This window comes from Streptomyces sp. NPDC006610 (genome assembly GCF_040611575.1).
In the GTDB taxonomy this organism is placed as follows: domain Bacteria; phylum Actinomycetota; class Actinomycetes; order Streptomycetales; family Streptomycetaceae; genus Streptomyces.
Map to the genome: position 1 here is coordinate 80145 of NZ_JBEXOP010000029.1, position 16966 is coordinate 97110.

General features: G+C 68.7%; 14 protein-coding genes and 4 pseudogenes. 6 read left to right on the forward strand and 12 right to left on the reverse strand.

Going from position 1 to position 16966, the window contains the following annotated elements; all coding sequences use genetic code 11:
- Positions 1 to 506 precede the first annotated feature (506 nt).
- Together ABZY13_RS22975 and ABZY13_RS22980 are read right to left on the reverse strand one after the other, a co-directional pair.
- A complete protein-coding gene (locus tag ABZY13_RS22975; protein ID WP_356633624.1) occupies positions 507 to 1451 on the reverse strand; it encodes an LLM class F420-dependent oxidoreductase in 945 nt (314 codons plus the stop codon).
- Positions 1448 to 2233, reverse strand: a complete 786-nt coding sequence (locus ABZY13_RS22980; protein ID WP_356633626.1) for an ABC transporter ATP-binding protein — start codon at positions 2231 to 2233, stop codon at positions 1448 to 1450. Before ABZY13_RS22980 ends, ABZY13_RS22975 begins: the two co-directional genes overlap by 4 nt.
- Before the next feature lie 271 nt (positions 2234 to 2504).
- Between ABZY13_RS22980 and ABZY13_RS22985 the strand changes: the two genes are divergently transcribed.
- Entirely contained in the window at positions 2505 to 3533 is a 1029-nt protein-coding gene (locus ABZY13_RS22985; protein ID WP_356633628.1) for an ABC transporter substrate-binding protein, read from the forward strand.
- A 31-nt stretch (positions 3534 to 3564) separates the two neighbouring features.
- Positions 3565 to 4329 (forward strand): ABC transporter permease, encoded by a 765-nt coding sequence (locus tag ABZY13_RS22990; RefSeq protein WP_356633630.1) that lies wholly within the window; start codon positions 3565 to 3567, stop codon positions 4327 to 4329.
- A 298-nt stretch (positions 4330 to 4627) separates the two neighbouring features.
- Here ABZY13_RS22990 and ABZY13_RS22995 read toward each other — a convergent pair whose 3' ends face one another.
- Positions 4628 to 5761: a transposase gene (locus tag ABZY13_RS22995; RefSeq protein ID WP_356633632.1), complete on the reverse strand. Its 1134-nt coding sequence runs from the start codon at positions 5759 to 5761 to the stop codon at positions 4628 to 4630.
- Between the two features lie 124 nt (positions 5762 to 5885).
- On the opposite strand from ABZY13_RS22995, the gene ABZY13_RS23000 reads away from it, so the two are divergent.
- The gene (locus ABZY13_RS23000) at positions 5886 to 6116 is read left to right on the forward strand and encodes a hypothetical protein (RefSeq protein ID WP_356633658.1); all 231 of its coding nucleotides are present in this window, start codon (positions 5886 to 5888) and stop codon (positions 6114 to 6116) included.
- Here the strand turns inward: ABZY13_RS23000 and ABZY13_RS23005 are convergent.
- A pseudogene (locus ABZY13_RS23005) lies at positions 6021 to 6398 on the reverse strand (hypothetical protein); the annotation flags it as partial. The gene ABZY13_RS23000 and the pseudogene ABZY13_RS23005 overlap by 96 nt on opposite strands.
- Positions 6399 to 6625: 227 nt before the next feature.
- On the opposite strand from ABZY13_RS23005, the gene ABZY13_RS23010 reads away from it, so the two are divergent.
- Positions 6626 to 6955, forward strand: a complete 330-nt coding sequence (locus ABZY13_RS23010) for a DUF6355 family natural product biosynthesis protein (RefSeq protein ID WP_356633652.1) — start codon at positions 6626 to 6628, stop codon at positions 6953 to 6955.
- A 350-nt stretch (positions 6956 to 7305) separates the two neighbouring features.
- On the opposite strand, the gene ABZY13_RS23015 is transcribed toward ABZY13_RS23010, so the two are convergent.
- The 3 genes from ABZY13_RS23015 to ABZY13_RS23025 form a co-directional block, all read right to left on the reverse strand.
- Positions 7306 to 7542, reverse strand: coding sequence for a hypothetical protein (locus ABZY13_RS23015; protein WP_356633634.1), 237 nt, complete (start codon positions 7540 to 7542; stop codon positions 7306 to 7308).
- A 116-nt stretch (positions 7543 to 7658) separates the two neighbouring features.
- The gene (locus ABZY13_RS23020; protein WP_356633636.1) at positions 7659 to 9359 is read right to left on the reverse strand and encodes an alpha-amylase family protein; all 1701 of its coding nucleotides are present in this window, start codon (positions 9357 to 9359) and stop codon (positions 7659 to 7661) included.
- Complete coding sequence (locus ABZY13_RS23025) at positions 9350 to 10354, reverse strand: TIGR03885 family FMN-dependent LLM class oxidoreductase (RefSeq protein WP_356633638.1); 1005 nt, start codon at positions 10352 to 10354, stop codon at positions 9350 to 9352. Before ABZY13_RS23025 ends, ABZY13_RS23020 begins: the two co-directional genes overlap by 10 nt.
- A gap of 1211 nt (positions 10355 to 11565) precedes the next feature.
- Between ABZY13_RS23025 and ABZY13_RS23030 the strand changes: the two genes are divergently transcribed.
- The gene (locus tag ABZY13_RS23030; protein ID WP_356633660.1) at positions 11566 to 11955 is read left to right on the forward strand and encodes a hypothetical protein; all 390 of its coding nucleotides are present in this window, start codon (positions 11566 to 11568) and stop codon (positions 11953 to 11955) included.
- A 75-nt stretch (positions 11956 to 12030) separates the two neighbouring features.
- Here the strand turns inward: ABZY13_RS23030 and ABZY13_RS23035 are convergent.
- The 5 genes and pseudogenes from ABZY13_RS23035 to ABZY13_RS23055 form a co-directional block, all read right to left on the reverse strand.
- A pseudogene (locus ABZY13_RS23035) lies at positions 12031 to 12195 on the reverse strand (DEAD/DEAH box helicase); the annotation flags it as partial.
- Between the two features lie 1060 nt (positions 12196 to 13255).
- Positions 13256 to 13387: a hypothetical protein gene (locus ABZY13_RS23040; RefSeq protein WP_356633640.1), complete on the reverse strand. Its 132-nt coding sequence runs from the start codon at positions 13385 to 13387 to the stop codon at positions 13256 to 13258.
- Positions 13388 to 13471: 84 nt separating this feature from the next.
- Positions 13472 to 14710 carry a CU044_5270 family protein gene (locus ABZY13_RS23045; protein ID WP_356633642.1) on the reverse strand — a complete coding sequence of 413 codons (1239 nt, stop codon included), beginning with the start codon at positions 14708 to 14710 and terminating at the stop codon, positions 13472 to 13474.
- Positions 14710 to 15258 (reverse strand): sigma-70 family RNA polymerase sigma factor, encoded by a 549-nt coding sequence (locus tag ABZY13_RS23050; protein ID WP_356633644.1) that lies wholly within the window; start codon positions 15256 to 15258, stop codon positions 14710 to 14712. Before ABZY13_RS23050 ends, ABZY13_RS23045 begins: the two co-directional genes overlap by 1 nt.
- Positions 15259 to 15688: 430 nt before the next feature.
- Positions 15689 to 15904, reverse strand: a pseudogene (locus ABZY13_RS23055) (ISAzo13 family transposase); the annotation flags it as partial.
- A 101-nt stretch (positions 15905 to 16005) separates the two neighbouring features.
- On the opposite strand from ABZY13_RS23055, the pseudogene ABZY13_RS23060 reads away from it, so the two are divergent.
- Positions 16006 to 16759, forward strand: a pseudogene (locus ABZY13_RS23060) (IS5 family transposase).
- Positions 16760 to 16966: the final 207 nt, after the last annotated feature.

Consider the following 16966-nt stretch of genomic DNA (forward strand, 5'->3'; position numbering starts at 1 on the left):
ACTTCCTGCGGACGCATTCCCGTCAGATATAGGCATATCACCAAGGCGGCGGTTCCGAGATGCCGCATCAATTCGGCGGCTTCGCGTCGAGTTCACGGTCCCAGGTCGCGTCGGCAAGGTCGTCGATCACGCGGGAAGGCTGCCCTCGTCACAGCTCGGACAGTTCTCGATGTCTTTCGTTGGAGGGGCGGTCCGGCGAGACCGCCCCTGACGCGTCAGCAGTCAACTACACTCCCGACGACGCCTATGACCAGGCCAGATAGCGAACCGCTGCTGGAGTACTAGTACTCCAGCAGCGGTTCGTGTCCTGAGCTGGCGGTTGTCGTTGTCATGGCATGGAGGCGATAACTGAGGTCAGTTGTTGCGCTGCGGAGTTGGAATCGGTGATTGACGGGTGGCGGGCCGGTTCGGACGGGCGGATCTGCGGTGGCGGATGCGGGACTATGTCCGCAGTCTGCTGGGCCAAGCGGCACCTCGGCACGGCGGCGTGTCGTGGCTTTCACGCTCTACAACTGCGGGAGCACCTCACCGGCGATGAGTTCCAGGTGGTCGAGGTCATTGAAGTCGATCAGCCGCAGATGGATACGGGTCGTGCCGATCGCGGCGAACTCACCAAGTTGTTTGACGAGTTGGGCCGGTGATCCTACCACCGCATCCTCCGGCGGCAACGCGCTCTTGGCGTGGAGCGGGGCGGCCCTCCGCCGCACTTCCGCGTCCGTACGACCGATGGCCGCCACGACACCGGCCGACAGCACCAGTGGTGGTCGGCCGGCGTCGGCCCGCCCGGTCCGATCGCACGCCTCGCCGACCCGTCGGTACGCGCGGGCGGTCTCGGCCACCGACTTGAAAGGCATGTTGAACTCATCGGCGTACCGAGCCGCCAACTCCGGGGTGCGCTTGGTGCCGCGGCCCCCCACGATGATGGGCGGCCCCGGCACCTGCACGGGCTTCGGGAGGGCGGGCGCGTCGACGAGCTGGTAGTGGTCACCGCGATAGCTGAAGCTCTCGCCGACCGGTGTCCGCCACAGGCCGGTGATCACCGCCAGCTGCTCCTCCAGCCGATCGAAGCGCTCCGGCGCGGGCGGGAACGGGATGCCGTACGAGGTGTGTTCCCGTTCGTACCATCCCGCACCGAGGCCCAGTTCGATCCGCCCCCCGCTCATGCGGTCCACCTGCGCCACCATCACGGCGAGGGGCCCCGGCAGCCGGAAGGTGGCCGAGGTGACCAGGGTGCCCAGCCGGATCCTGGAGGTCTCCCGGGCGAGCGCGCCGAGCGTGAGCCAGGCGTCGGTGGGGCCGGGCAGGCCGGGATCTGCACCCATCGTCTGATAGTGATCGGCCCTGAAGAAGCCTTCGAATCCGCCGGCCTCGACGAGTTGTGCGAGGCGCCGCTGATCCTCGTAGTCGGCGCCGCGGTGCGGCTCGGTGAAGACGCAGATCCGCAGGCTCATCGCTGCTCCGTTTCGGCCGTCCCGGACAGGTCCCGTTCCATCAGCAGTTCGTGCAGATCGGCGCTGCACCGGGCCACTTCGCTCAGGTGCGCGGTTCGGCCCAGCGTCCTCGGCCGAGGTATGGCGATGTCGACGATCTTGCGGATCCGGCCTGGGCGCGGGGTGAGCACCACCACCCGGTCGGCGAGCAGCACGGCCTCGTCTATCGAGTGGGTGACGAAGACGACGGTGGAGGAGTTCCCGAGGTGGATGCGTTGCAGCTCCACGGCGAGGTCCGCGCGGGTCAGTGCGTCGAGTGCGGAGAACGGCTCGTCCATGAGCAGCACCCGTGGCTCGCCCATGAGCGACCGGCACAGCGCGACGCGCTGCTGCATACCGCCGGACAGTTCGTGCGGCCGGTGTTTCTCGAAGCCATGCAGTCCGGCCGTCTCCAGCAGCCGGTATGCCCGCTCGCGGTGCTTCGCCTTGTTCCAGCCGAAGATCTCCACGGGCAGCAGGACATTGTCGAGAACGGACCGCCAGGGCAGCAAGGCCGGCCGCTGGAACAGCATGGCGACATCGCGCCGGGCTCCCGTGACCCGCTCGCCGCCGATGGTGATCTCGCCCTCGGTGACCGGCAAAAGACCGGCGATCAGCCGGAGCAGCGTGGACTTGCCGCACCCGGACCGGCCCACCACCGCCACGAACTCGCTCTCGGCGATGTGAAGGCCGATGTCCTGGAGCGCCGAGGTCGAGCCGGACCGGCTGGTGAAGCTCCGGGACACACCGGTGAGTCTGATCATCCGGCGGTCTCCCCATCCACGGGCAATCGTCGTGCCGGCCGGGTCCTGCCGCCCGATCAGGCTACCCGCAGCAGGCCGGTCGGCGGTACCTGTCGTCCGGTCGATACATGGCCCAATGACATACACCTGGCCCACAACTAACCATCCCTCGTACGCTGTTGCCTGCACCACGTGTCATGCCCTCGGCAGCTCTGTGCCGCCGTTCCGTCTCGTCTGTCTCGACGCCCCTCCGCCGACGCGTTCGGCGGCCGGAAAGGACAACACTGTGCGCATGATCCGGTTCGCCCGTACGGTCACCGCGGCAGCCCTGACCACCGCGCTGGCGCTGATGGCGGGCTGCGGCGGCTCGGATTCCGACGCGGAAGCCGGTGACGACGGCACGGCGCTGAAGAAGGTGACCTACCTGACCTCCTTCGGCAGCTTCGGCCGGGACGCATACGCCTGGGTCGCGAAGGACAAGGGGTTTTTCGAAGAGGCTGGCTTCGACGTGAGGATCAGGCCGGGGCAGGGCACCGGCGGTGTGATCCCGGCCGTCGTCAGCGGCCAGGCGCAGTTCGGCCCGATCGACCTGACGGGAGGTCTGCTGCACATGGGCAACGGCCAGTCGAAGGACTTCGTCGCGGTGGCCGCCATCCAGCAGCACACCATGGCCGCGATCGCCACCACCGAGGGCAACGGCATCGCCACACCGAAGGACCTCGAAGGCAAACGGCTTGCCGACGCGCCCGGCTCCGTCGTACGCAACCTTTTCCCGACGTACGCCCGGCTGGCCGGCGTGGACGCCGACAAGGTGACCTGGGTCAATGGCGAGGCGCAGACCCTGATGGGTACCCTCGCCGGCGGCTCGGTGGACGGTATCGGCCAGTTCGTGGTGGGCAAGCCGACCATCGAGGCGGTGACGAAGAAGAAGGCCGTGCTGCTGCCGTACAGCGACGTGATTCCCGACTTGTACGGGAACGTACTGATCACGTCCAAGAAGATCGCCGAGCAGGATCCGCAGATGGTGCGGCGGTTCACCACCGCCCTGCTCAAGGGCCTGGAGTACAGCCTGGCCCACTCGAAGGAAGCCTCCGAGATCTTGAGGCGGCACGTGGACACCACGAATCCGGGCGCTGCGGCAGCCGAGTTGGAGTTGATGGCCGCGTACGTCACTCCGAAAGACGGTTCCGTCACGACGATCGGAACGCTGGACTCCGGGCGGGTGGCGAGGGGCATCAGGATTCTGGAGGACGCGGGCGCGCTGCCGAAGAAGTTGACCCCTGAGCAGATCATCGGCTTCGGCTTGGTGCCGAAGGCCTGAGCCCGTGCCAGAAGTCGGTTTACGTCGCGGGATGGGCGTCGGCGTCGGGCTGCTGCCGGTGGCCGGGCTGCTGGTCGCGATCGGCGTGTGGTGGCTTCTCACATCGGCGCTGGAGGTGATCCACCCAGCGGTACTGCCTCCGCCGGGTGCTGTGCTCTCGGCGTTCACCGCTACCCCGGCCCGGTTCCTGGAACACACCGGCGACACTACGGTGGAGACGGTGGTCGGATTCGTTCTGTCCAGCGCCTGCGGAGTTTCGATCGGACTGTCGCTGGCCGCCTCGCGGGTACTGGAGCGCATGTTCACGCCGCTGCTTGTAGCCGTCAACGCGGTTCCGAAGATCGCGCTCGGCCCCCTGTTGGTGGGGGCGCTCGGATGGGGACAGAAGCCGGTCCTGACCATGGTCTTCCTGCTCTGCTTCTTCCCGATCGTGCTGTCCACCGCGACCGGCCTGACCTCGACCCCGGCGGACCTGGCCGAGTTGGCGCACTCGCTGGATGCCTCTCGTTGGCAGGCATTCCGGAAGGTACGGTTTCCCGCCGCGCTGCCGCAGATTTTCGTCGGGTTGAAGGTGGCCATGCCGCTCGCCGCGATCGGTGCGGTCATCGGCGAGTTCCAGGCCGGTGAGGCTGGGCTGGGTTATCTGATCGTGCAAGCCGGCGGGGTGGGCGACACCGCCACCGCATGGGCCGCGATCATCCTGATCGGGTTGATGAGCATCCTTCTCTACTTTGCCTTGGTGTTGTTGGAACGGTTCGCACTGCCCTGGGTCAGGGACACCACCTGGCACGAATGACGTACGGGGCTTTGACGCGGTCCAGGGCGTGGAGCTCCGCCTCGTCCGTGATGGCTTCGAGCTGCTTGGCGGCCTCGTCGGAGAACGCAACCCGGGCACGGCGGTCGCGCGGGTGAGAAGACATCAGGCGACGGCCGGCCTCTGCTGGGCGAGGCCTGCCAGATGCTGCTCGCGCAGGATCTCCCAGAGGGTGCGCTGTTCGGGGTCAGGCAGTCCGTAGGCGGTCGATGTCCTCGAGGACGGCCGCGAACTGGTCGGCCCTAACTTGACTCTGTCGGGGATCTTGGATTCGTCGGGGTCAGCTGCCCAGGGTTCGCCAGGACTTCAGCCGGGGAATCTCGCGCTGGTCGAGGTAGCCCTGAAAGGCGGTCGGTCGGCGGGGCGTGGGAGTTTCCTCGGTCGGGGACAGTCCGCTGAGGCGCTCGATGTTGACGGTGATGACGGTCAGGACGTGCTGGATGTGGGCCTTTCCCTGCCCTCGGTAGCGACAGCGCCGCATGCCGTGGCCGTGGACGAACTCGTTGACCGTGCCCTCCACTGCGGAGCGGACCGCATAGCGAGCCTTCCACTCGGGCGTCTGCTGCTCGGTGAGGACGCGAAGTTGTAGGTCGCGGAGCTCTCGCGGGGGAAAGCCCACGGTGCGGGCGCTGTCGGCGGTGCTGGTGCACTGGGCTCGGGCCGGGCAGGGACGGCACTGGCTCTTGGTGAACCTGGCCACGATCAGCGGGGCCGCAGTGGACGAGGAGGTCGGGCAGGGGCCGTGCCGGCCCGCACTGACCTGCCCCCGAGGGCAGGTGACCTGCTCACGGTCGTCGTCGATGTGGAACTCGTCCCGGGCAAAGCCCTCGCCTCGGCGGTGCTGGCGGGTGGGGTTGCCCGGCAGTGGTCCGGTGACGGTGACCTTGTGTTCCCGGGTGGCCTGTTCCAGGTGGGGCAGGCAGGTGTGGCCGCTGTCGACGAGGTGCTCGGCGGGCAGCAGGCCGCGACGGGCCAGGCGCGTGTGGATGCCGGGCAGGACCTTGCTGTCATGTGTGGTGGCCGCGGTGGTGGCCACGTCCGTGATCACGTTGGGGCTGTCGGGAGCACAGGTCTCGGTCAGGTGAGCGGAGAACCCCTTCCAGCTGATGATGTGTCCATGGCGCGCGTAGCGGGCCGAGGTGTCGTAGGGAGAGACGACCGCCCGGGACGAGGGCGGCAGCCCTGGCCCGCCTTCCGTCTCGGCGGTGCGCCAGCGCAGGTGTCCTGCGGCGTCATGGTGATAGCTCTGCACGACGATCTGGCGCAGGGCCTGGACGCGAGGGCCGGGCGTGCGGTCCGCTCCGTGCTGGTAGAGGTGTTCCAGGAGCCGGACGGCATCGTTTCCGGTGGCAAGGATCCTGGTTTTGGGCTTGGTGGGTTCTTGCCCAGGCGGACCGGCCGCCCGTAGCGACATCCCCAGTCCTCGTCGACCAGCTCGTCCAGCAGGTGAGGGTGGTGCCAGCAACTTCTTCGAGTGCGGCGCGAACCGCCTCGGTGATCAGCTCAAGGCGGGTCAGGTCCCGCACCAAGGCCAGGACGTGGGTGGAGTCGGTCCGCTGCGTGGTGCGCTCGCGCACCAGTCCGGCCTCCCTGAGGCGGGCCAGCGCAAGGTCGAGGAGTCGGTCAGCACGGTCATCTTCGGTGAGACGGTCGCGAAAATCAGCCAGCACGCTGTGGTGGAAGCCGGGGTCATCCAGCTCCATGGCCATCGCGTACTTGAAGTCGATGCGGCAGCGGACCGCCTCGGCGGTGACGGCGACTGGCGTTGAGCACGGCGTCGCGTGCAAGAACATCAGCCCCCGAGCGGACACGCGAGCGAGCGCGTGGCCTCGGGCGTGGATCTCCGCCTCGGTGGTGATGTGCTTCAGCTGTCTGCCGGCGGAACCGGGGAAGGCAATGCGGGCGCGGCGGGGGCGTGCGGGCCCATCAGGCGACGTCCGGTGCTGGCTGGCGAGGCGGACGAGTGGGCCTCGCGCGGCTCCTCCCACGGGGTCGACGCCGACTCTCGGAAGCTGAGCCGGACGAGCATCCTGGAGGATTCGCCACCTCATTTCCGTTTCAGTCTCATCTGACACTCAATGTAGTGACTTTTGGCCATACATCATGCACTTCCCGTTACCCTACTGGGGGCAGTGCGGCGCTCAGAAGGTGTCGTGGTGTCAGGCAGAGCCCATCATCTTGTCGCCATTGGTCGGGCCCACCCCAGGGAGTGTCAGTGAAGCTTTCCCTTCGTCCTCTCCAAGCCGCGCTGGCTGCAGCGTCAGGTGTCGCGCTGGCCATGTCAGCGTTTCCCACTCCAGCTCACGCCGAGCCGACGAGCGGTCCGCAGGCGCATCAGGCGGAGGTGAGCTCCTTCGCCCCGCCGCCGTGTGGCTTCTTCCGGTACAGCGTCCAGTCGTCCCAGTTCGCCGCCTACAACCACTGCGGCCCGACGACAGTGCGGGTACACGTCGATGTCCGAGAGGGCGGCAGCACGAACGACTACCACCTCTGCGTCAGTCCCGGCCGCACGCAGCTACCGGGTGCAGGTCCGAATTATCTCAACGCCTACTACATCGGCGGCGCCGGCTGCCGGAGCGGGCAGCGCACCGGGCACACGCCCCACTGAGCACTGATTCGACTCCGTTGGCAACGGTCGGGGTTCATGGTCAGGGGACATGGAGAGGCCAGCTCGCCTCGCAGCGGACGAGGGTGAGGAACGCGGCGAGGACTCCGGCGGTTTTGGGGTTCGCTGGTGCAGAGCGGGGCCACGAACGCCAACTGGTCCACGCCGGCGCCGGGGACCAGGTGGGCCGGTTCGGCGAGCAGCGCGGCGTCGCGAGGACCGGCGTAGGGAAAGGAGCGGGCCGCCGCCAGAGCGCGGTACAGCGGCTCGCCGGCGACGTTTCTAGTGAGCCAAAGCTCAGGAGTTGTCACCAGCGGAACCGGCTGAGCTTGTTGGCGAGGAACGCGGTGACGTCAGCAGGTGTCCGAAGTCTGGCCGGCGAGGGCGCCGTGTTCATTCAGCCCGTGGTCGCTGAACAGCTGCTTCAGCTGCGCGCGCCGCCCGCCGTACGGGACGTGCAGCTGCTCTTGGCCGTCGATCTGGAGAACGAAGTGCGCCGGCATCTCCTGGGCGAGCCGGACGGCGGTCCGGCCACCGGAGACGGCTCGCCGCTGGAGCGCCTCGAACGACCTCTGGCCCTCTACCCACACGACCAGGTGGCCGACAGACGAACCAGGCCGTGCAGCAGGGCCAGCAGGAGAGCTGACCCCGGACGCGGCACACCGGGGCGGCTCCCGACGAAGGCTCGGGGCCGCTTATGGGCCGGTCAGCCGGACGCGATGCTTTTGGGGTCGTCCGCCGGGGTGCCGACGCGGAGCCACCGATAGCCGTACGGGGGTAGGTCGACGTGGAACATGCCGTCCTCGCCTGCCTTGAGACCGGTGTGTCCCTCGTCAAGCAGGTCTGTCAGCCGTCCGCCGGATCCGGCCTCGGCCAGCTCCAGCCGTACGGTGTGAGGCCGGTCTGCGAAGTTGTGTACGGCCAGCACGGTGCCGTCACCGTCGCGGCAGACGTGCGCCAGCACGGCGTCCTCCCCCGTCGTGAGCAAACGGTACTCACCCCAGGCCAGTTCGGGGGCCTCCCGGTAGCGTTCGATGAACAGGCGCATGCGGCTCAGCAGGGAAGCGGGATCGCGGCTCTGCTCGTACACGTTGATGTTCTGGGGGCCGAACGCTCCGTCCACCAACGGGTTGGGGAAGGTGTCCGGCTCGGCGGTGGAGAACCCGGCGCCCTTCTGCGGCGTCCACTGCATTGGGGTGCGTACGGCCTGGCGTCCCTCCGCGGCCAGGTTCTCGCCCATGCCGAGTTCCTCGCCGTAGAAGAGCACGGGGGTGCCCGGCAGGGTGAACAACAGGCTGTAGGCCAGTTCGACGCGGCGTCGGTCGCCGCCGACCATGGGCGGGAGCCTGCGGCGCAGCCCTCGGTCGTACAGCTGCATGTCCTTGTCAGGGCCGAAGGAGGCGAACACCTCGGCCCGTTCGTCGTCGCTGAGTTTGTCGAGGGTGAGTTCGTCGTGGTTGCGGACGAACATGGCCCAGTGGGCGTCGCGCGGTGCCGCGGGGCGCTCGCGCAGTGCGGCGGCCAGCGGCCTGGCGTCGTGGCGTGCCATCGACAGGTACATCTGCTGCATCGCGACGAAGTCGAGGCACATGGTGAGTTCGTCGCCGCGGTCCGAGGAGGGGTCGCCGAAGAATCGGGTGGTGCCGTCGTAGGGCAGGTTGACCTCGCCGAGCAGGACCGCCTCGCCGTTGCGGCGGCCGAGGAAGGCACGCAGGTCGGCGAGGTACTCGTGCGGGTCGGGCAGCTGTTCCGCGTCGCTCTGTCCGTCGGTCTCGAGCAGGAAGGGCACGGCGTCGACCCGGAAGCCGGACAGGCCGAGCTGGGTCCAGAAGCCCATGATCCGGGCTATCTCGTCACGGACCTCGGGGTTGGCGACGTTGAGGTCGGGCTGCTGCTTGTAGAAGCGGTGCAGGTAGTACTGGCCGCTGCCCCCGTCGTACTCCCACAGACCGTCCTCCGCGTCGGGGAAGACCACCCCCTGAGGGCCGTCCCTGGGGGGCTCGTCCTTCCAGACGTACCAGTCGCGGTGGGCGGAGTCCCGGCTGGAGCGGGCGTCCTTGAACCAGGGGTGGTCCTCGGAGGTGTGGTTGACGACGAGATCGGCGATCACGCGGATGCCGCGGTCGCGCGCGGTGCGGACGAACTCGGCGAAGTCACCGAGAGTGCCCAGGCGGGGGTCCACGCCGTAGAAGTCCGTGATGTCGTAGCCGTCGTCACGCTCCCGCGTGGGGTAGAAGGGCATCAGCCACACGCAGGTCACGCCGAGGCGCACCAAGTGGTCGATGCGTTGGGTGAGCCCCGCGAAGTCTCCGACGCCGTCGCCGTTGCCGTCCTGGTACGTCTCGACGTCCAGGCAGTACACCACCGCGTTCTTCCACCACAGGTCGGACGTGCGTGTCAGACGCATCGGTACCCCTTGGCCGTGGCGGGGATCGGGCGGGTCACGTCGAGTCGCGGCAGTACGTCGGTGCCGAACGCGTCGATGAACGCGGTCTGTTCTCGGCCCACGTGGTGCAGCATCACTGCATCGAACCCCAGGTCGGCGTATTCCTGGAGCTGGGCGGCGTGCCGGCCGAGGTCGGAGGAGATTTCGACCGTGCGCGCCACCTGCTCAGGGGTGACGTGCTCGCTGACGATGTCGAACAATTCCGCGGAGTCGAGGTCCCAACAGGCCGGCGGAGCATGCACGTTGGTCCGCCACTGGTCGTGCGCGAGAGCGAGCGCCTCGGCCTCGTCGGGCGCCCAGCTCAGGTGCACCTGCAGGTGGAGGGGCCCACGGCCGCCCGCGTCACGGTACGCGCCGATGATCTCGCGCAGGCGTTCGCGCGGGGCGTTGACCGTGATCAGTCCGTCCGCCCATTCGGCGCACCAGGCCGCGGTGGCAGTGCTGCACGCGGCTCCTATCAGCGGCGGTTCCTCGGGCGGCAGCGTCCACAGCCGGGCCCGGTCCACGCTCACCAGCCCGTCGTGGCTGACCTCCTCGCCCCGCAGCAGCGCCCGGATGACGTCGACGCACTCCCGCAGGCGCGCGGAGCGGATGTCCTTGCGGGGCCAACCCGCGCCCGTTATGTGTTCGTTGGAGGCCTCTCCGGTGCCCAGCGCGGTCCAGAACCGGCCCGGGTTCATGGACGCGAGGGTGGCGATGGCCTGGGCGACGACGGCGGGATGGTAGCGCTGGCCGGGCGCGTTCACCACACCGAACGGCACCTGGTCGGTGGCCTGGAGGGCGGCTCCGAGCCATGACCAGGCGAAGCCGGACTCGCCCTGACGCACGCTCCACGGCGAGAAGTGGTCCGAGCACATGGCGGCGGTGAAGCCCGCCTGCTCCGCGCGTACCACGGCGTCGAGCAGATCCGCGGGTGGAATCTGCTCGTGCGAGGCGTGAAATCCGTAGACAGTCATGGCATGCGACTACCCCCCGGAGGGTCTCCCACCAGGCGCCGCCCCACGGGTGTCGGCGCCGTCGAAACTCCCGCGCCGCATGATGCACGTGGTGGGGTTGAGGGGCGCGGGAGATGCCCTCGCACGACGATCATGCGGAAGCGACCTCGGGCTGCCTCACGGGGCCCGTTCTGGCGAGAGCCGTCTTGCGCCTTGCGTCTGTGACCGCGTCGCCCTCGGCGCCGACGGCTTCGTGCCCGGCCGAGCGCCGCCACGGGTCCGCAGGCCGGGCTCGCAGGTCCGTGTGACAGGCGCTCGCGTGGCGACGGACGGCCGGCCTGCGTGAGGCCGCGTGGCGGGCGGGCCCGGTCTGCCTCCTCAGACCGGTGCTGCCGCTGCCGCAGCCACAGCGTCGTCGCGGACAGCAGACCGGCGAAGACGACCCACAGGAGTACGGGCACCCGCATCTGCCGACTGCCGGGGTTCTGCCAGTGGCTCGACCAGGTGCATGTGCAGACACCGATGGGTCCCGAGGAATTGGTCCGCCAGGTGCAGCACACCCTCCGGCTGCCGGCTACGACGTAGTGAAGGAAACGGTCGGTCCCGCCCCCGGTGTCCGGGTGAGCCCGACCCCGCCGGAGCACTGGTGGACTGGTCTCCGCTCGGAGGCCGAAGTCCGCAGGCCGACGCTTCCTGCTCCTGCCACCACCCGAGAAGTCGGCCGTGCAGGCCGCAATCGAGACCGTCCTCCTCCGGCACGGCCACACCATCTTGACCCACCCCCCACCACTACGGCATCGCCGTGGTCCTCGCCCACCAGACGCCGCCCACACCCCCCTCCAGCACAGCACCGGGCAGGCACGCCCCGACGACCCCGGCCGCCGACGACACCGACACCGACCCTCACCCTCAACCGCCGGACCAGCACACGGGCTGAGACACGCGGTGGAACAACCACGGCATGCACCGGAACATCCGTCCGGGGCGCGACCAACCCTTACGACTTGGGCGTCGACAGCGCGAGCCGTCGGCCACGCGAAATCGCGGCCGGACTCCGCGAAGATGTCCCACGTCGCCTTCCGCCTGCCGCTGGACCTCCTCGGCCTCTCCCGACCAGTGATCACGCAAGAGCAAGGAACTTCGCAACAGCCCTGCCCGTGTGGCCTGTCGTAAGCCGTCTTGTCCATTTACTGTGTCCGTGCTGCGATTCACCGAGGCGAGGAGACGACACCGTGGTCGTGTCAGAATTACGTCAGCAGTCCGAATCGACCCTGCGAGAGATCCGTCGTCCCCGGCGGTTGGCGCGGCGTGCCGTCTTCGGAGGCTCTCTCACCGCCGCACTCACGGCGCTGATGGTCGCCGTCACCCAGTCCGCCGCCTACGCCGGCGGCCCCTACCGGTGGGCGCAATACAGCGACGTCGGCAAGCGCCTGACCGTGTGCGCTCAAACGCTCGATGTCCGCAGCTCCTACGGCGGCACGCCGTTCGCCCAGCTCACCAGTGGACAGACGTTCACCGTGTACCAGAACTACGCGGAGTTCGGCAGCGAGTACGTGCGCGGCTTCGCCTGGGGCAACGTCAACGCTGAGGGGTACGTGCAGAACGGATGGTTCTGCTGGTGACTTCCGCCGCACCGGGCCGGTCGCCTGATACCAGGTCGACAGAGTGAACTGCTGACCCCCAAGGCCATATTGGTCGGAGTGCACGACGGGGTCGGTGAGGTAGCGGCGCACGAGCAGGTCGACGTTGCGGTCGAGGGTGGCGGTGAACAGCATGCGCTGGCCCTCGGGCCGAACCTGGTCGAGCAACGCGGTCACCTGCGGCATGACGCCCGTGTCGGCCATCTGGTCGGCCTCGTCGAGGGGCCTTGACCCTTGATCCTGAACACGGGCTATGCGGCTTCGGCCAGCGAAGTTGATGCTGTGTGGAGTGCTCACTCAAAGGCGATCGGGCTGCGGTGGCCGAGGCGGTAGTGGCGTCGGATGGTGTTGTAGCGGTGCAGCCAGCGGAAGAGGTCCGGATGGGCCTCGTGCTCGGTGTCCCAGGCCCGGCGGCCCTGGGGTCGCCCGTTTGCAGGTCGCGTTGAACGACTCGGCGAGTGCGTTGTCCGCGCTGGAGCCGATCGCACCCAAGGACTGGGGGACGCCCGCTCCGCGGCAGGCGTCGGCGAAAGCCCGGCTGCAGTACTGGGCCCCGTGATCGCTGTGGAGAACGGCGCCGACGTACTTGGTGTTCGCCTGGTCCGTAATGAAGTCGCGGCCGATCAGGTCCCCCAGTTCCGCAGGGTTTCCGGGTTGATGCCCCAGATCGGCGGCGGCCTGCCGGATCGTCGCCTCGGGCCGCGACCGGTACAGCACGACCGCGTCCGCCTTGAACTGCGGCGGGTAGTTCCTCATGACCGCGAGATGTCCGTTCTCAGATCCTCAGGATCCAGTGTCTCGTGTGTCCAAGATCAGGGGTCAAGGCCCGTCCTCCTGCCAACCGACGTCGATCTCGGCTTGAGCCGCACGCAACTGCTCGTTCGCGACCGTGCACGCCCACAGCTCGACCCAGAGTCGCCTCCTTGCAGGGGCCCGGGACTTCGGTTCTGACTGACGAATGACCACCATCATGCGCGGAGCGAATCTGCACGCCCCGGGTGACGTCCGCTTCGAGGAGCGCGACGAACCGAAGATCATCAGCGCCACCGACAGGTGACGCTGATGGGCGGGCCAGTCGGTGAGGCCCGCATATGGGCGAGGTCGCCGGGGTTGCAGGTGAGTACATCCGTGCTGCGGCTGAGGATGTGCGCAGGGCTCGGCCGCATCGTCTCCAAGGCGAGCTTCAGGTGGGGGCGGACCGTGCGGCTGGGTGGGGGAAGGCTCGGGGGTAGCGGGAGGCGCGGGTGGTGAGCTCGCGCAGATGGTGGTGCTCGTCGTCCAGCTACAGGGCATGGGCCAGGGCGTCGACGACGGCGGGCGAGCCGGCCTTGGAGGACACGTGGAGGGCCTTGAGGGCGGCAGCCACGCGGACGCTGTCCGCGTCGGGACGGCGGGAGGCGTAACGTCGGCACACTCCTCTTCGGTCGGTCGGCCGACCGGCCCGTGTCCGCCCGCGCGGGCGGACACGGGCCGTGGCAAGTACGGGTGAGGTCAGTGGTCAGTGCTTGCCGGCGGGCTCGACGTCGGTCTGCGCGTTCGGCAGCTCCGGTTCGTCGGTCGTGAAGTCCTCTTCGAACGGCGGGGCTTGGTCAGTCCACCCCATCGCCGTGTAGAGGGTGTAGCCGACGAGCTCTCCCGGCCGATGTCCGTCACCGGCCGAGGTCGCGTACAACTCCCCCGACAGCGGCAGCCCCGTCTCCTTGTCGAAGATCAAGCGGCGCTTGCCCTCTCCTCCGGGCCGGGGGTTGCTGATCTCGACGGCGTACCCCTGGCGTCCGGACCGGTCGGTGACCTCACCGATGTCCCGCACACCCGGCAGAGAGGCACGCACCCGGTAGGCAGCGGCCCGCAACTGCGGCGACACCGGCAGCTCGACGGCAAGGTTCTCGGCCGTCGCGCCGAGCAGTTGCTCCAGGATGTGCGGCGGCGCGTTGTACTGCTCGTCGATGATCTCCTCCAGCCGCTCGCGGAGCTGGTGGGGGTCGGTGGGCAGCGACTCCAGTTCCGCCAGGCCGATCTCCGCCCCGGCCGAGACCGTGTCCGCCGTACCATCAGGAGCATCACCCGCGAATTCGCCCGCGCCGTCCCACGTGACGATCTCCGGCCGGGGCTCGTCGCCCTCGCGGTGATCGTCCCGCCGGGCCTGGTCGTAGTCCGTCAGGTCCCACTGCTTCGGTGAGCCGTCGGCACGCCATGCCGCTTCGTCGGCCGGGGTGGCGGGCCGGGCCCCGGCATCGATGTGCAGCGTCCAACGCCGGTCGCGCTTGCCCGTGCCCTTCGCCAGCCATGTCTTGCTCTCGGTGCGGACGTCGAGCGCGTAGTCCTTTCCCGGGACTCTGCGTACCCCCCCGGAATGCTCCTCCTGGTACCAGTACGCACCCGAGGTCGCTTGTGTCTTCTCGACCTCGGATGCGGCGGCGAGCAGGATGCGGGACTCGGAGAAGTCGGGGGCGACCGCCCCCGCCTCGGGCCGCGTCCCGACCCCGGGCGGCCCGGCCGTGGTGACGACCAGAGCCGCAGCGGCCACGACCGCCGCACCGGCCAGGGCCACGGTCCACGCCGGCCGCGCGCCGACGCGCCCCCTCCCTCGCTTCGCCGGCGCCACCGGCGGTTCCCCAGTACGCCGCACGATGTCCGGCAGTTCGGTCCGCCGGACCTCAGGGTCGACCGGCCGGTCGGGGTCCAGGTGTCCGGGACGGGCGTCGGCCAGCCGACGCATCAGGTCGTCGTGCTTCATCACGCTTCCTCTCCTGCCGTACTGACCAGGGGACTGACACAGGGGCGTACCGGCGACGCCCCGTCCCGTACCGCCACCGCCTTGGCGAGCCGGCGGCGCGCGCGATGCAGCCGCACGCGCATGGTGGCGGCCGTACAGCCGACCACGCGGGCGGCCTCGCGGGGAGTGAGCCCCTGCCACGCCGCAAGAATCAGGACCTCCCGGTCCTCCTCACCCAGGGATGCCAGGGCGTTGCGGAGTGCCATCCGGTCGGCGACGTCGTCGGCGATGTCGCCCTCGACCGCGTCCGTCCAGTCCCGCAGCTCGGCGGCGAACGAGGCGCGCCTGCCCTCAGAGCGTCCGGCGTCACGCAGAACGTTGCGGGCCACGCCGAGCAGCCAAGGCAGCGGCGGCTGGGGAATGTCACCGATACGCCGCCAGGCCACGGTGAAGGTCTCACTCACCACCTCGTCCGCCATCTGGCGCCCCGCGCGGCTGACCGCGTAGGCCCAGACGGGTTGTCGGCAGGTGTTGTACATCGCGGTGAAGCGTGCCGCGTCATCGGGCACGGCGTTCACCTCCGTTCTCCGGGTTCATCTGTCACCGGGAAGTGGTGCGTGGCGCACGATCGTTACAGCACGATGCGACCAATTCCGCGGCGGGGCGTCAGTCCGCACCCCGAGGTTCTACCGGGGCTGCCGCTGCCTGGCCGCGATCGCCTACCAGTCCTTCGCGTGCTGTCCTCATCGGTCAGGTCGGTGCTTGGGTTGCGCCGCCCTGGCGGACACGTTCGAGAGGGGTGTGATTGAGGAGTTTGTCCGTGCGATGACGTGGAAACCTTGGACGGCTCCCTGCCCCGCACATCGCGGAGCTGGCTCGGTTGGTCGCCTCGCCGGGCTACTGGAGAGACCGCGTGCAGGAACCGCCACCACCGCAACAGGTCCATGCCATAGGAGCGGACGGTCGCCGCCGTCTTCCCGGCTGCGAGCAGCTCCTGGAACCCAGGGGTTCCTCGCCGGCCTCCAGCTCGTCCACGCCCTTGCGGACCGTCGTCTCGCTGACCCGGGCCGCCCGCGCGACCGCCCGGATACCGCCGTGGCCCAGGATCCGGGCCTCGGCCCCCATCATCAGCCACCGCTGCCGTTCGTCGAGGTGCGGGAACAACACCTCGAATCTGACAGCGAGTTGACCACGGACCTCGTCGGAGACGCTCATACCACAACAACGAGCCGCATCACGGGAAGCAACACCTTGATTCTCTGCGAGCCCTAAGACGTCGTCTCATTTGGCGTGCTCGGTAATCTGAGCTTGTGCTGATCGTGGAACGCTTGGTGCCGGACGAGTTGTACGACCTGTTCCAGCAGGTGGTGCCGCCCGCTCCGTCACGGCCGCAAGGTGGAGGCCGGCGCCGGTACGGGGATCGGGAGGTGCTGGCCGCGATCATCTTCGTGGCCCCGACGGGCCGACCGCTCACCGGCGCTTCACCGAGTGGACCGCCGCCCGGGTCTAGGCAAAGCTGCACCGGCTCATCCTCGACGAGCTGGTTCGCGTGACGAGCTGGACTGGTCGCGGTGCGCAATCGACTCGGCGAACATGCGAACCCTGAAAGGGGGGACCTGACAGGCCCGAATCCTGTGGACCGGGGCAAGAAGGGCTCGAAGATCCACTTGATCACCGAGCGGACCGGTCTGCCCCTCTCGATCGGAATCTCCGGCGCGAACCTGCACGACAGCCAGGCACTCGAACCGCTCGTGCGCGGCATCCCGCCGATCCGCTCCCGCCGCGGCCCACGCAGGCGACAGCCGGCCAAGCTGCACGCGGACAAGGGCTACGACTACGACCACCTGCACCGATGGCTCCGCAAAGCGGGGCATCCGGCACCGCATCGCCCGCAAGGGCATCGAATGCTCCACCCGGCTGGGTCGGCACCGCTGGACCATCGAGCGCACGATGTCCTGGCTCGGCGGCTACCGACGCCTGCACCGCCGCTACGAACGCAAGGCCGAACATTTCCTGGCCTTCACCGCTATCGCCTGCAGCCTCACCTGCTACCGAAGACTCACCAAATGAGACCACGTCTAACTGGCCGTTCTCTATCCGTTCGTGTGCTTGGTCTGGTTCGAACGGGATGCTGGATCGGGTGAGTTGGCTGACGTCGGGGCATGAAGAGAAGGGCCTCTTGGTAGCTCGCGGTTGTCGAGTCCAGCGAGAAGCAAGAGGCCCTGTTGTCGAAGTGTTGCGTGGTCGCGGTTGCCGGGTCCAGTCCGTCCACTCCTG

Excerpts from the sequence above, each read along its gene's own strand:
- ABZY13_RS22975 (WP_356633624.1), bottom strand. The coding sequence starts at position 1,451 with ATGAGCCTGCGGATCTGCGTCTTCACCGAGCCGCACCGCGGCGCCGAC.
- ABZY13_RS22980 (WP_356633626.1), bottom strand. The coding sequence starts at position 2,233 with ATGATCAGACTCACCGGTGTGTCCCGGAGCTTCACCAGCCGGTCCGGC.
- ABZY13_RS22985 (WP_356633628.1), top strand. The coding sequence starts at position 2,505 with ATGATCCGGTTCGCCCGTACGGTCACCGCGGCAGCCCTGACCACCGCG.
- ABZY13_RS22990 (WP_356633630.1), top strand. The coding sequence starts at position 3,565 with ATGGGCGTCGGCGTCGGGCTGCTGCCGGTGGCCGGGCTGCTGGTCGCG.
- ABZY13_RS22995 (WP_356633632.1), bottom strand. The coding sequence starts at position 5,761 with ATGTCGCTACGGGCGGCCGGTCCGCCTGGGCAAGAACCCACCAAGCCC.
- ABZY13_RS23010 (WP_356633652.1), top strand. The coding sequence starts at position 6,626 with ATGTCAGCGTTTCCCACTCCAGCTCACGCCGAGCCGACGAGCGGTCCG.
- ABZY13_RS23020 (WP_356633636.1), bottom strand. The coding sequence starts at position 9,359 with ATGCGTCTGACACGCACGTCCGACCTGTGGTGGAAGAACGCGGTGGTG.
- ABZY13_RS23025 (WP_356633638.1), bottom strand. The coding sequence starts at position 10,354 with ATGACTGTCTACGGATTTCACGCCTCGCACGAGCAGATTCCACCCGCG.
- ABZY13_RS23045 (WP_356633642.1), bottom strand. The coding sequence starts at position 14,710 with ATGAAGCACGACGACCTGATGCGTCGGCTGGCCGACGCCCGTCCCGGA.